Annotated in this window: 8 protein-coding genes and 1 pseudogene; 7 read left to right on the top strand and 2 right to left on the bottom strand. The window is 34.4% G+C overall.

What is annotated here, in order from left to right:
* Positions 1-28: 28 nt before the first annotated feature.
* Positions 29-5,530: an MG2 domain-containing protein gene (locus SLH33_RS01025; protein WP_320417198.1), complete on the bottom strand. Its 5,502-nt coding sequence runs from the start codon at positions 5,528-5,530 to the stop codon at positions 29-31.
* A gap of 115 nt (positions 5,531-5,645) precedes the next feature.
* Between SLH33_RS01025 and SLH33_RS01020 the strand changes: the two genes are divergently transcribed.
* Positions 5,646-6,227 (top strand): tRNA-(ms[2]io[6]A)-hydroxylase, encoded by a 582-nt coding sequence (locus SLH33_RS01020; RefSeq protein WP_320417197.1) that lies wholly within the window; start codon positions 5,646-5,648, stop codon positions 6,225-6,227.
* Positions 6,227-6,664, top strand: coding sequence for a DUF4268 domain-containing protein (locus SLH33_RS01015; RefSeq protein WP_320417196.1), 438 nt, complete (start codon positions 6,227-6,229; stop codon positions 6,662-6,664). The genes SLH33_RS01020 and SLH33_RS01015 overlap by 1 nt, the downstream gene beginning before the upstream one ends.
* 63 nt (positions 6,665-6,727) lie before the next feature.
* Here the strand turns inward: SLH33_RS01015 and SLH33_RS01010 are convergent, their stop codons facing one another.
* Positions 6,728-7,063, bottom strand: coding sequence for a DUF4870 domain-containing protein (locus tag SLH33_RS01010; protein WP_320417195.1), 336 nt, complete (start codon positions 7,061-7,063; stop codon positions 6,728-6,730).
* Between the two features lie 108 nt (positions 7,064-7,171).
* On the opposite strand from SLH33_RS01010, the gene mnmE reads away from it, so the two are divergent.
* From mnmE to SLH33_RS00985, 5 genes and pseudogenes are all read left to right on the top strand, one after another.
* Complete coding sequence (mnmE, locus tag SLH33_RS01005; RefSeq protein WP_320417194.1) at positions 7,172-8,572, top strand: tRNA uridine-5-carboxymethylaminomethyl(34) synthesis GTPase MnmE; 1,401 nt, start codon at positions 7,172-7,174, stop codon at positions 8,570-8,572.
* Positions 8,573-8,654: 82 nt separating this feature from the next.
* On the top strand, positions 8,655-8,966 hold the full coding sequence (locus SLH33_RS01000) for a DUF6660 family protein (RefSeq protein WP_320417193.1): 312 nt from the start codon (positions 8,655-8,657) through the stop codon (positions 8,964-8,966).
* Between the two features lie 94 nt (positions 8,967-9,060).
* Complete coding sequence (locus SLH33_RS00995) at positions 9,061-13,395, top strand: CusA/CzcA family heavy metal efflux RND transporter (protein ID WP_320417192.1); 4,335 nt, start codon at positions 9,061-9,063, stop codon at positions 13,393-13,395.
* 4 nt (positions 13,396-13,399) lie between these two features.
* Positions 13,400-14,605 (top strand): efflux RND transporter periplasmic adaptor subunit, encoded by a 1,206-nt coding sequence (locus SLH33_RS00990; RefSeq protein ID WP_320417191.1) that lies wholly within the window; start codon positions 13,400-13,402, stop codon positions 14,603-14,605.
* A 2-nt stretch (positions 14,606-14,607) separates the two neighbouring features.
* Positions 14,608-15,020, top strand: a pseudogene (locus SLH33_RS00985) (Fur family transcriptional regulator).
* Positions 15,021-15,047 lie beyond the last annotated feature (27 nt).

Below are 15,047 nucleotides of genomic sequence, written 5' to 3'. Positions count from 1 at the left end.
TTTAAATTGATTTATTCTTTATAAAAACCTACTTCACCACTTTAATCCATCGTCCTTTGGTACGTACCAAATAATCATTATCATACATGGCTTCGGCTTGAATACCCGGTAAATAATAATCACCTAAATACGACGCATTTAACAATACTCTAAACGTTTTAGACTCATTTCTATGCAATGTAAAATAGTTACTAATGCTCGCATCTCTGATATCGGTATAATCTACTTGTGAAGATGTTGTGTTATTACCAAAATCAGTAAAACGAGTATTCACAATTTCCCAACCAGACGGAATATATTGTGTTAAGGCTACATTTTCAATCTTGTTGGTTGTGTTGTTCTTCAACGTTACCTCAGCAATAAAATTGGTTCCTTGACTCAAATTATCGGGACTCATAACACTTCCATCTTTTGATTTGAAAGTAACCGTTGCTGATAGGTTCTTTTCAACTATTTTTTCTTCTCCTACTGGTAAAATTCCTCTGTTAAATACACGCGCATACAACACCCCGTTACCTTTATTGTTAATTTTAACTAAATTATCTGCTAAAACCTGACTCGTTTCCATACTGAATAACGATTTGTTCGTAGTAGCATCTTTAGTCATTCCGTTTAGGTTTATACTAGCATTGATACCTGTACTTCCGCCATTTTGCAATGCATATTGAGACATTGCTAATAAACTATAAGCCGTGGTTTGTGTACTCATCCACTGATCACTCGATAAATTAGTAGCTACCTCTTTCGCTAATTTTATAGCTTCTAATTCGTTATTCATCAACGTATAGGTTTCTAACGACATCGCCTTGTTTCGCGTTTCTGAACCGTACCCTGAATAGTAATTTTTGGTATAATCGACAGTTGACAGTGATTTCAAGATAGCTTCAGCAATAGAACGTTTACCAATCAATGCATACGCACTGGCCAAACGCATTTTTGACTCATTGGAAATACCTGCTGTTTCTCGTAAACGGTTCATTGATGCTAAATCTGCATTGTTCGCTAAAGTAAGTGTATACAGTCGGTAAGCTTGTGTTAAATCGTCATCATCATAATGCATTTTAGCTCTCCAATTTCTTGCTGCTTGTTTTTGATACGCAATCCATTTATCCGTAAAACCAATAGGCAATGCATATCCTTTTTTACTGGCTTCTAACATAAAATGACCTGCATACGAGGTTCCCCAATGACTTACATAATTTCCTCCTTGCCAATACGCCATCGCACCGTTAGACATTTGAAAATCGGATAAACGCTGAATGGCTGCTTTTATATTTCTTTCTACGGATGCTCTTTTATCGGGTGCTAAATCGAACAATTCCGGTAAATATAACTGCGGAAACACACTCGACGTAGTTTGTTCAACACAACCATGAGGATAACGGATCAAATACTGTAATCTACGCGAAAAATTCATAGGTGGTAAGGTAGAAAGCTCCACGGTAGCCGCATTAGTTCCTTTGGTACCAAAACTCTTGAAATTGATCTCACTATTTTCACCTGATTTTAATACTAAATCCAATGTTTCAGTAGTAACCGGATTCGGGTTTAACACATCAATTTCTACTTCGTATGATGCTTTTTCTGCTCCTGAACTGGCATCAACCTGCACTTTTCCAATTCCTTTAAAATCATTGATCTTTAATTGGAAATACGCCATTTTTTCATCGGGTTGTGCAAAAGACACATTTTGAGTAGCATTTCCTTCAATCGTAAATGCTTCATTCGGTTTTACTGTTACCTGTACATTTTTAATGTTCGGTTTCATGGCAAATACCGTAACCGGAAGTGTTACTGTTTCTTGTGGCGTTATTTTTCTTGGTAACGACGCTAATACCATAACCGGTTTACGTACAAATGCTGTTTTTTCATCACTTCCATACGCTTCACGTTCAGCATTACTTGCCACTACCATAGCTCTTACCGAACCGATGTACTTTGGAATTGTAATTTCATGGGACTCTGTTGCGCCCATTTTTAAATTAAAAGGACCTAAATAAGTTACCATCGGCTTGAAACGGTTGGCTTTTTTATTTTTACTTCCTGCTTCTGCCTCATCTCCTCCAATACTTAAAATCTGATTGATCTTTCCTCCGTAAGCTCCAATAACATCATCAAAAATATCCCAGGTTTTAACGCCTAATGATTGTCGTGCATAAAAGGTGTTCCATGCATTAGGTGTTTTAAATCGAGTTAGATCCAACAACCCTTCATCCACCAAAGCAATGGTATAGGTCATTGGCTTTCCGTTTTTCTCATTTACACGAATGGTAGCTTTACTTTCTGGCTTTAATTCATCTGCTAACTGAATTTGAGGCTCTAATTTGGTTTCAGTATTTTCCACCAAAATAGGCATAGAACCGTACATTCTTATTGGTAAATCGTTGACCGTTTGACTATGTGGCTGTAACAACGAAACATTTACATACACGTTAGGTGTGTATTTTGGTAAAATTGGGAAGCTGAATTCAGTTTGTTTATCCGTAGTATTTACCCAAAAATGATCTAATACTTCGGTACCGTTTTCAATAGTTAATAAAGCTCTAGCTCCGGCTGAAGACGGGAACTTAACTACCGCTTTTTCTTTTGTGGTATACTTTTCTTTGTCAGTAGTAAATATCAGCATGGTAGCGTTAGACTTGTCTTGGTCTGACTTTTTACGTCCGTACCATGAAGGCCAATCGAAATATACTATTTTTGATGTGGTATGTTTCCCTAATCTGTCGGTAACTTTTACCAAATAACGCCCCCAATCATTTTCATCAACTTTTAAAACAAATTGTCCTTTTCCGCTTGCATTGGTTTTGATATTGAACTTTTTATAGGGTTCATGGTAGCGTGTTCCGTCATAACTCGACAAACCTCCATCATCGGTATTCCACCACCAACGCCATGAAATTTTGTACACATTTACCTCTAAATTATTGGTTCCAACGCCCCTTCCATTTTCATTTACTGTAGCTACATCAAACGTGTAATTTTCATTGGTAAATAAATAGTTTTTAGATTCTTTTTCTATGGGAGATTGCACCCCAACATACGTTGGATACGGTGATACTTTTTTAGTAAAGACATCGGTACTGAAATCACCTCCATTTTCATATACTTTGGTAATAAAAGAGGCTTGTAACATTCCCGGTGCCTTGTTATCTAACCTTGGTTGCACCGAAAAACTCGTTGTTCCGTCCTGATTTAAATTACCTTGTAAAACACTAAATTCTTCAGTACCAAAGCGGCGTGTAACATCATCAAACTGATACTTTTCATAGCCTTTAAATGAGGTGTTGGTTTGACGGAATTTTCCGTTGATATCTAACTTCAATCCTTTGGCAATCGCCCCATGTAACCATTTTACCTCTACATTCCCTTTGATTGGTGAATTTGATGTAAACACCTCTTTATCAGTTGCTAACTTGATTTTTAATCGATTAGGTTTGATGGTTTCAATTTTTAGTGTTTTACTGAAAGTAGCTCCTCCAACACTTACTTTTAACTTCCAATTACCTGTTAAGGCATCGTCATTTGTTTTTGGAGCATAGCTATACATATTGTGGGTATTTTTGTATTGTATAGCACGATCAATGATTTTTCCTTGCGGATTGATCAATTCGAATTTGATAGGATGCTTTTCTGGAATCGGATTTGCTTTATCATTCAATATAAACGTTAAAAACAACTGATCTCCCGGTCGCCATACGCCACGTTCTCCATAAATATACCCTTTAATTCCTTTTTGAAGCTTTGTACCCGAAACATCAAACTTACTCATCGAGAGTGCGTTTCCATCCTCTAAACGAACATAGGTAGTGTTTTTATCTTTGGAAACTTGTGCAAAAAAAGAAGGCTTTACATCTGTAAACGTTGCAATACCTTCATTATTAGTAGTCGCTTTGGCTACTTCTTGCTGTTGTAAATTAAATAACTTTACTTGAGCTCCTTGTACAGGTTCTGTGGTTAAAATGTCCGTAACAGCAATAAACGTTGTATTATTACTTCCTTTTTTAACAATCACTCCTAAATTGGTGGCTAAAATATTGGTGCTAATCTTTTTGTTGTAGTAGTAAGATGATGTACACGCGTCTTCGCGTTCATTCCAATTATAATCTTCGTAATAGTCATCATAATAATATCCGGTTCTATCAAAAGAAGCTTCATTGATTTCTTTTTTGCCAAACGTTATTGGATTGTTAGGAGTAACTCCATCACAACTATAATTAGAATATTCTTTATTGAACGACAGTTCTACTCGGTACATCGCACCTTCTTCCACCTGAATAACATCAGCCAAATCAAAAGCAAAAGCGTTTATCTTATCTAACTGTAATCCTTGATTTGAAAGGTTAATAGTGTATTTTGCTACCGGACGCCCAACATAATGCAAATTAGCCTGCTGACTTAAATTATAGTTTTGTAAAAACTGTAAAACGTTGTTCTTGTAAATCTTATAAATAGTAGCATCAACCGCTCGTAAATTAGCAGCATTAAAGTTGATTTTTAAGTTTTTAGAATTTGGTAAAATAGCACCACTCTTAATAAAACTTACTTGAGGCTTTAACTCTTCAAAATATAATGAACGAGCATAATTTTCTTTTAAAGAATACCCTTCAGTATTTTTAATTCCCTTGAAAATTTCAATATCTACTTTATTTTTAAATTCTGTGCTTGGAAACAACGTCAACACATTGTTGTTAATTTTATAGGTAAATGTTTTTTTACTGCTATTGACAAACTGAATAAGTCCTTTTACATCTTGTGATTTGTGAATAGGATCAGAAAAACTGATTTCAATTTGCTGATTGTTACCGTTAACCACATTAACATCCAACACTTTAAAGTTGTTCTTTCCTGTAATATCGAGCGCTCTGTCTCCTTTAGAAGTAGATTGTATTGGTTTTCCGTTCCAGGTAACCACTAACTGTTTATCATCTTCAAATCGTTGTAAACTATCAATTTTAAAACTCACTCGTGACGCTAACTCACTTGAACTGGCAAATTTTACCGGTATATTTTTTCCGTTATACGTTGCCTTGACTACTTTGTTTAATTGATCGGTTTCAAACACATCGCTGGCATTTAAAAAACCCTCTACATAATTCCAATTTTTATCATACACGTAAGGTGATTGTAATGAAACATTATACAACAACTCTTTGGTTTTTACTTTCACCGTAAAATCCTTCAAATCCTCGTCAATATCATCATATAATTTTGATAAATGTAAGGTGATGGTGTATTCGGTATTCGCTTTTAATTTTTCCGCAGGTTTAAAAGAAAGCGTATTATCGGTCAAAGTTACTTCTCCCTTTACTTTTGGCTTTATACTAATAACATCTTTTGGTAATGGAGAAATTGTTACCGATTTCTTTAAATAAAACTGAATATTAGGATACACCGATACTAATTTCTCAGGAAAAACCGATACGTATTCGTTAAATTGTTGGATATTACTTTCTGCTGTTTTGCCTTTTTTACAGGCTTGAAAAACACTAAATACAATAAGTACAAGGAATAGTGAAAAGCTTTTTTTCATAATAAGTGAGGTTCTTTTTCAATAAAAGTTCGTAGGCAACCAAAGGTAACTATTTTGATAAATTAAATGGTAAACGCCTCAATATTTTTTACTTTTGCAACTCAATTACGCAATTATGTTAGGACTTAAATTTGAAACGGAAACTTCATGGGTAGATGTTGCTAAAAACGGATTACAACAGCTATTGACCGATCATGCTTTTGCTGAACAAAAAGCCGCTGCCAATGCTACTTCTATCATCATTAATTATTCTGAAGAAACTGAGCTAGTAAAAGATATGGCTGATATTGCCATTGAAGAAATGGAACATTTTAGAATGGTGCATAATATCATGATTGAAAAAGGTTTGGTGTTGGGACAAGCTACCAAAAATGACTATGCCCTAAAATTGCAAAAGTTCTTTCCACATACAGGTAACCGTACTGAAGCCTTGGTACACCGTTTATTGGTTGCTGCACTAATTGAAGCACGTAGCTGTGAGCGTTTTAAAGTTTTTGCTGATAATATGGATGATGCTGAACTTTCAAAATTCTATCTTGATTTAATGATTTCTGAAGCTAATCACTATACTTTATTTTTAGGCTATGCTCGTAAATATATGGATAGAGAAATTGTGGATAAAAAATGGAACGATCTACTAGCTTTTGAGGCTGATATGATGAAAAGTAGAGGTACTATTGCTAAAGTTCACGGATAATGTTTAGCAAAGAAGAATCAGCTCGTTTACGAAAAGAATTTTGGACTAGCTTCGGAAAATCCTTTCCGCGTAAATGGTTGTTATACAATACAAAAATCAAAGGTTTTGCTTTCAAGTTTCAAGCAGATAGAAAAACGGCTTCGGTATGTTTGGATTTTGAGCATCCAGAAGAAATAGCCAATCAACTGTTGTATGATCAATTACTTTCTTTGAAAAAGATTTTAGAAACCGAATACTTACCAGAAGTTATTTTCGATGATGCTTATGAATTGGAAAGTGGAAAATTCATTCACAGAATTTATGTTCCATATGAAAAGAAATTCAGCATTCATAACAAAAATACGTGGCGCGATTGTTATGAGTTTTTTGTTGAAATCATGACACAGTTTGAATTATTCTTTTATGAATATGAAGATTTTATAAAGCAAGCCATATAAAAAGAGGTTATCCACGTAGAACACGGACAACCTCCTTTTTTCATAATTAGTTATTTCTTTTTCTTAAAAAAATCGAATACTGAATGGGTAATTTGGTTTTTCTTCATTATTAGCTCTGATTGCATTGAGTATTGGAAAAATTGCGTAAAAAACCCCAATTACTAAGAACCCTAAAAATCCTAGTCCGAAGAAAAGAATTAACGGAACACATAACAGCAGATAAATAAACATGGTAATTCTAAAGTTTAAAATAGCTTTACCGTGCTCATCTAAATCTAACACTTCATCCTTTTTAATTGCCCATATCAATAACGGAACAATTAATCCGCCAATTCCAGTTACAAAATCTAACAGTTGACTTAGGTGTGTTAATACAATTAGTTCTTTATTTTTTTTCATCTTTTTTATTGATTAATGTATAAGTAAGACGATATATACTTCGTTTTGTTACAAATTGCTAATGTTTAACTAGAGTAACTGTAGTATATTTGCACAAAAATTTAACTTTTGCAAACAAACGTTGACGATACCATTATTGCATTAGCTACTCCTTCTGGTGTAGGCGCTATTTCTGTAATTAGACTCTCTGGTGAAAATGCTATTGAGCTAGTTGATACATTCTTCACATCAGTTACAAAGAATAAATCATTACTCAACCAAAAAACACATACCATTCATTTAGGGCATATAGTTGATAATGGGAAAATTTTGGACGAAGTTTTAGTATCTATTTTTAAAAATCCACATTCTTATACAGGAGAAAATGTTGTAGAAATATCTTGTCATGGCTCAATTTTTATTCAGCAAGAAATCATTCAATTGTTTCTAAAGAATGGTTGCAGAATGGCGGATAATGGGGAGTTTACCATGCGTGCCTTTTTAAATGGGAAAATGGATCTAAGTCAAGCAGAAGCAGTAGCGGATGTAATTGCGTCTAATTCTGAAGCTTCACACCAAATGGCAATTCAACAAATGCGCGGGGGAATTACTAATGAGCTTAAAGATTTACGTGGCCAATTGTTAGATTTTGCGGCGTTAATTGAATTAGAATTAGATTTTTCTGGAGAAGATGTTGAGTTTGCAGATAGAACTAAATTCCAAGAATTAGTAACCAAAATTTCAACAGTATTAAAACGTTTGATTGATAGTTTTGCATTTGGAAATGCGATGAAAAACGGAATTCCGGTTGCTATTATTGGTGAGCCAAATGTAGGGAAATCCACCCTACTCAATGCGCTTTTAAACGAAGAAAAGGCCATTGTCTCGGATATTGCAGGAACCACTCGTGATGCTATAGAAGATGAAATGATTATTGAAGGCGTCGCGTTCCGTTTTATTGATACTGCCGGAATTAGAGAAACCGAAGATGTAGTGGAGAGCATCGGGATTCAAAAAGCATACGAAAAAGCAGAAAATGCACAATTGATTATTTATTTGATTGATTCCAATAAATACATTCATTCTAGTGATATATTTTTAGAAGAGATTGAAACCATCAAAAACCGTTTTCCTAACAAACGTTTATTAGTGATTGCTAATAAAATTGATACCTTATCATGCCATGATTCTTCAATTTTACAGTCAGAAATTGACGATTTAATTTTACTTTCTGCAAAACAGAAAACTGGTATTGATGAACTTAAAGATGCTTTAATTTCATTGGTTAATATTGGTGCCTTAAGTAATAATGAAACCATCGTTACCAATTCTCGTCACTTTGAAGCCTTAAACAACGCCTTAGAAAGTATTCAGTCAGTACAACAAGGAATTGATATGGGTATTTCCTCTGATTTGTTTGCAATTGACATACGTGAATGTCTGCGTCATTTAGGAAATATTACTGGTGAGTACGATGTTGATAAGGATATTTTAGGACATATTTTTTCGAATTTCTGTATCGGAAAATAATGAAGTATTATATAATACTTCTTAAAACTTAAAGCAATTTTTTGCACAACCTATGCATTAAATATTTTTTATATTTGTGCGAATGAAACTTCTAACATTTATATTGTCAATCTATATCTTTGGGCTCAATTTAATGCCTTGTGAAGATAATGGTATGACTCAAAAAGATATACAAACAGAAATTTCACAAAAGCTAAACAATGACCATCAACATCAGGATTCAGATTTATGTTCTCCTTTTTGTCAATGTCATTGCTGTCATGTTCATATAACGCAATTTAAAATTGTAGATTACAGCATATCTACTTCCGTAATTTCAACACACATTTTTCTTAATTTTGAAGGAATAGAGAAAAATTTTAATACTACACTTTTACAACCTCCTCAAATTTAATGAATGCCTGCATAAGCAGGTAACTTATAAATTCTAGTAACCTATTCAAAATTGGTTGCTTATCTCTGTTTATAAATTCATTATATTTTTTTCTATGATTAATAAAATCATTGATTTTTCAATCAATAACAAATTCATTATTGGTTTGCTAACGCTTGCCATAATAGGAGCAGGTATTTGGAGTATAACAAAAGTTCCCTTAGATGCCGTTCCAGATATTACCAACAACCAAGTTCAGGTAATTACCCAATCACCAAATTTAGGTACAGAAGACATTGAACAGATTATAACCTATCCCATTGAAATTGCTATGAGCAATTTGCCCAATGTGGAAGAAATTCGTTCAATTTCACGCTTTGGTCTGTCAGTAGTAACCATTGTATTTGATGATGATATGGGTACATATCTGCCACGACAATTGGTTGCCGAAAAACTCAACGAACTCAAAGATCAAATTCCAGAAGGTTTTGGTAAACCTGCAATGGGACCTATTTCTACAGGGCTAGGAGAAATATACCAATACACATTAAAAGTAAAACCAGAATATCAAAATACATATTCTATTTCAGATGTGCGTACCATGCAAGACTGGATTGTACAACGACAAATGTCAATGGTTCCTGGTGTTGTCGAGGTCAACGCTATGGGAGGTAAAATAAAACAGTATGAAGTGGCTGTAGATCCAAATGAACTTAAATCTATAGGGATTACCATTTCAGATGTGTTTGAGGCTCTCAAAGACAACAACCAAAATATAGGGGGTGCTTATATTGAAAAAAAACATCAAGCTAATTTTATAAGAGGTGAAGGATTAGCAAGAAGTTTAGACGATATCAAAAGGATTACGGTTAAAACCATTAACAATTTGCCTATAACCATTGAAGATATAGCAACAGTGCAATTTGGTTCAGCCATTCGTTACGGAGCATTAACACAAAACGGCGAAGGCGAAGTTGTCGGTGGCTTGGTCATGATGCTTAAAGGTGCAAATTCAAATGAAGTGATTGCCAATATTAAAGAGCGAATGGTTCAAATTCAAAAATCGTTGCCAGAAGGCATTGTTATTGAGCCACTTTTAGACAGAAGTAAGTTAATTAAAGAAACAACAACTACAGTTGCAACAAACCTTATTGAAGGAGCTTTAATCGTTATTTTCGTTCTCATTTTCTTGTTGGGTAATTGGCGAGGTGGCTTAATTGTAGCTTCAACCATTCCACTATCATTACTGTTTGCATTTATTTTAATGAATGTATTCAATGTATGGGCAAACCTGATGAGTTTAGGAGCTATAGACTTCGGAATTATTGTAGATGGTGCAGTAATTATTGTGGAGTCTACTGTATTCCTTATCGCTTCCCAAATACTTAAAAAGAAAAAAATAACAACTAAGGAGCGTGATGAGGTTGCTGCATTGGCTTCCAAAAAAATGATGAATGCTGCCTTTTTCGGTCAGTTGATTATACTTATAGTATTTCTTCCCATTCTAGCCTTAGAAGGTATTGAAGGTAAAATGTTCAAACCAATGGCATTGACTTTCATTTTTGCTATGTTGGGAGCTATGGTGCTTTGTTTAACCTATGTACCAATGATGTCTGCTTTAGTATTGAGAACACCAAAAAATGATAAATTATCTTATGGTGATAAATTTGTGCATTGGGTTGAAAACAAGTACAAACCTTTAGTAGAAAAAGCCCTCTTAAAAGGCAAAGTAATTGTAGGAATTGCTGTGGCACTATTTGCTCTAACAGTCTTTATGTTTACCCGAATGGGAGGTGAATTTATCCCACAACTCGATGAAGGAGATATTGCATTTCACGCCATTTTAAAACCAGGTAGTTCACTATCTGAAACCGTAGAAACCACTACTAAAATAGAGCAAATAGTAAAGGCAAAATTTCCCGAAGTTGAAAAAATTGTGAGTCGTATTGGCGTCGCCGAAATACCTACCGACCCCATGCCTATGGATATTGCCGATGTATTCGTTATACTGAAACCTAAAAATGAATGGACTACGGTAGCAACAAAAGATAAGCTTATTGAAGCTATGAAAGAAGCTGTTGAAATGATTCCTGGAGTCAATTATGAATTTACCCAACCCATAGAAATGCGTTTTAACGAGTTGCTTGAAGGGGTACGTGAAGATATTGCCATCAAATTATATGGCGAGGATATTAATGTTCTATCCCAAAAGGCAGAAGAAATAACAAAAATAATTGCAGGAACACCCGGTATTGGTGATATGAAAGCCGAAGCCATAACAGGTTTGCCACAAATAACTATAAATTATAATAGAGATAAGTTGGCGCAATATGGACTGCATATCAACACGCTTAACAACATAGTACAATCGGCATTTGCAGGAGGAAATGCAGGCGTTATTTTTGAAGGCGAAAAACGGTTTGATTTGGTAGTTAGGTTACATCAAGACAACCGTAAGGATATATCTGATATTCAAAATCTGTTTATCAATTTACCTTCAGAGGCACAAATTCCACTTCGTGAAGTAGCTGATATATCTTATAAAGCGGGACCTATGCAAATAAGTAGGGACAATACCAACAGAAGAACTTATGTTGGTATTAATGTTAGAGGACGTGATGTAAAATCGTTAGTAGAAGAAATTAAAACAAAATTAGATGCAAAATTAAAATTACCCTCTGGCTATTTTGTACGCTATGGCGGTGCTTTTGAAAATTTAGAACGAGCCAGCAACCGTTTACAAACCGTAGTACCCATCGCCTTACTTCTTATTTTTATATTGATATACTTTGCTTTACAATCGATACCCCAAACCTTAATGATATACATTGCAATACCAATGGCAACTATTGGCGGTGTGGTGGCGTTGTGGTTACGCAATATGCCCTTTAGCATTTCAGCAGGTGTTGGTTTTATTGTATTGTTTGGTGTGGCCGTACTAAACGACTTGGTAATGATCAGTGGCTTAAATGAACTGAAAGAAGAAGGTGTTACCAGTTTAAAAGAACGGATTTTGGAAGGTACAAAACGAAGAATACGCCCCATTATGCTTACTGCTTTTACAGATGTATTGGGCTTTTTACCCATGGCAGTTTCAGCATCGGCAGGTGCAGAAGTACAGCGTCCGTTGGCAACAGTAGTTATTGGTGGATTATTAACATCTACACTACTCACCTTATTTGTATTGCCTATTTTATATCATTGGATTGAAAATAAGATCTTTAGATTAAAGTCAAACAAAAAAATAGTGAGTGCAACCGCAGTACTGGCTTTAATGTTGATGTTTACAACTCGAAGTAATGCACAACAAATCACGGATACCTTACCAAAAATTTCGTTGAACAAAGCTGTTGTTCTATCTAAAAAGAACTATCCACTATTGCAACAAAAACAATTGGAAGTTACCAAACAAGAACACCTAAAATCTACGGCATACGATTTTGGTTCTACTCAAATCTTTACAGGAGGTGAAGAAATCAAAGATGGAACAGGAATCTACACAATGGTAGGTGTTGGACAATCAAACATGAATGTGTTTGGAATCGGAGCAAAACAAAAATTACAACAACAACGCATTGAGTTATCACAAAAAATAGTACAATTATCTGAATTGGAGGTAGAACTGGAAGTGAAAAAAGCGTGGGCAAAGTGTTATCAGTCTATGCGAAATTTTCAGTTGTACAGAGAACTTGATTCCATTTACGGAAATTTTGAACAAGCAGTTACGCTGAACTTTGAAGTGGAAGCCATTTCTAAATTGGAGTATTCAGCAGCAAAAAACCAAGTATTTCAAATCCAGAATAAAAAAGAACAAGCCTACAGAGATTATCTTATAGCTATCCAACAATTGAATCTTTGGTTGTTTGAAGACGAAATTTATACTGTATCAGAAGAATTGGAAAACATTGCAGCGATGGAAACTGATAGCTTATCAACAAATGAACATCCAATGGTTATTGTTTCAGAAAATCAATTGAATGTTGCCGAAGCAGAATTAAGAGCGGCAAAAGCCGATAATTTACCAAAATTGAACCTTCAGGGTGGTTTACAAAAAGTTAATGGCAATTCAGGTTTTTATACCTATCAAGCAGGAATTTCCATTCCATTCTTATCAGGTTCAAACAAAGCCCGAATTAAATCGGCAAAAATTGACAATGCTATTGCAGAAAGTAATTTGTTATTCAAAAAACAAGAATTACAGTCACAATATGCACAAGCAAAAGAAAATTATGTAAAGTGGAAAACGTCTTGGGTGTTTTACGAAACACAAGTGTTACCGTTAACCAAAGACCAGAAATCAGGAGCATTGTTGGCGTACAAAGAAGGTGAAATTGATTATACCACATTTACACAATTGGTAAAAGAAGCGGTGCAGTCAGAACTGGAAGCTCAAAACGCTTTAATCAATTATTTAGAAAGCGCATTTCAATTACAATATTTCAATCAATAATATTATGAAAAAAACAGCATATAAACATATTACAACCATTTTCGTATTAATCTTTATAATGTCTTGTGGTAGTAAAGAAAATCACTCAGAAAATAATGGACATTCACACAATAAAACTGAACAAACCAGTGATAATGTAGAACATCACGAAAAAGGTGAAGTAACACTTAATCAACAACAGTTTGAAGCCTTAAAAATGAAAATAGATACGTTGAGCTTACGCAATATGAGTGGTTATGTAGAGGCAAACGGCACATTGGAAGTGCCACCCCAAAACGAAGCTGCTATTACTTCTGTAGTAGGTGCAAATGTAACCTCTATAAAAGTAATTGAGGGCGATAAAGTTGAAAAAGGTCAGGTTGTGGCTTATTTGTTACACCCTAACATCATTGCCTTACAGACCGATTACCTAAACGCTTATAGCAATAGTGAACTTTTAAAGAAAAATTATGAACGTCAAAAGAAATTATACAATGCAGGAGTAGGATCTGGTGCCAATTTTCAAAAAGCAGAAGCAGAATACAAAGGCTCAACTGCATTAGTAAATGGTTTGGCTGCTCAATTAAAAATTCTAAACATAAACACTGCATCAGTTCGTAACGGTACTATTGCACAGCAAATTCCATTAAAAAGTCCCATTGAAGGTTTTGTACAGAAAGTAGAAGTAAAAACAGGACAATATGTAGAACCACAAACCGAACTGTTCGAGATTGTGAATACGCATCACGTTCATGCAGATTTAATGGTGTTTGAAAAAGATGTGTACAAAGTAAACCAAGGGCAAAAGGTAACTTTTAAAGTTCAATCTATACCAAATTCAGAACTTACAGCTGAAATTTACTCGGTAAGCAAAACCTTTGAAAACAATCCAAAAGCTCTACACGTTCACGCCGAAATAGAGAATAAATCAGTAAATCTTATTCCTGGTATGTATATTCAAGGAAAAATACAAACCAACAATACGTTAACAAAAGCATTGCCAGAAAGTGCCATCATAAAAGAAAGTGACAAATTCTTTGTTTTTATAGCAGAAAACAAAGCAAAAACTTGGGCATTTACACCCATAGAGGTAATAACTGGAGAAAAAGAGGGTGACTGGAGAGCCGTTACTTTTTTAAAAGAAATACCTACTAATACCAAGTTTGCTTATAACAATGCATATTATCTTATAGCAGAAATGAAAAAAGGAGAAGCAGAACATTCTCATTAATTATGAAAAATATAGAACAACTATTAGAGTCAAAAAATATACGCGTTACAGCAATGCGTTTACTAATTTATAAGTTTCTTGCAGAAAAAAAGTTACTGTAACCTTGAGTGATATTGAAAATGCGTTTGAAAAAGCTGATAGAACAACACTGTACAGAACCGTAAAAACATTTGAGGAAAAAAGGATTGTGCATCAAATAGACGATGGTACAGGTATCATCAAATATGCCTTATGCGAACAAGGCTGTAGTTGTAATATTAAAACCGATTTACATTTGCACTTTCATTGTACTAATTGTGGTGAAACAGTTTGTTTAACAAATCATAAAATACCTCAAATTAAGGTTCCAGAAGGTTTTATTTCTGAAAATGTAAACTTGGTAGTAAAAGGTATTTGTGATAAATGTAGTGGTTAATAATGCACTTCTATTGCATCTCTTTTT

The sequence above is a fragment of the Tenacibaculum sp. IB213877 genome (genome assembly GCF_034043975.1).
Lineage (GTDB): Bacteria > Bacteroidota > Bacteroidia > Flavobacteriales > Flavobacteriaceae > Polaribacter.
Note: the sequence above shows the minus strand (reverse complement) of the source record. Positions and strands in the feature narration are given on the sequence as shown.

Excerpts from the sequence above, each read along its gene's own strand:
- SLH33_RS01010 (WP_320417195.1), bottom strand. The coding sequence starts at position 7,063 with ATGAAAAAAAATAAAGAACTAATTGTATTAACACACCTAAGTCAACTG.
- SLH33_RS00990 (WP_320417191.1), top strand. The coding sequence starts at position 13,400 with ATGAAAAAAACAGCATATAAACATATTACAACCATTTTCGTATTAATC.
- SLH33_RS01025 (WP_320417198.1), bottom strand. The coding sequence starts at position 5,530 with ATGAAAAAAAGCTTTTCACTATTCCTTGTACTTATTGTATTTAGTGTT.
- SLH33_RS00995 (WP_320417192.1), top strand. The coding sequence starts at position 9,061 with ATGATTAATAAAATCATTGATTTTTCAATCAATAACAAATTCATTATT.
- SLH33_RS01000 (WP_320417193.1), top strand. The coding sequence starts at position 8,655 with ATGAAACTTCTAACATTTATATTGTCAATCTATATCTTTGGGCTCAAT.
- SLH33_RS01015 (WP_320417196.1), top strand. The coding sequence starts at position 6,227 with ATGTTTAGCAAAGAAGAATCAGCTCGTTTACGAAAAGAATTTTGGACT.
- SLH33_RS01020 (WP_320417197.1), top strand. The coding sequence starts at position 5,646 with ATGTTAGGACTTAAATTTGAAACGGAAACTTCATGGGTAGATGTTGCT.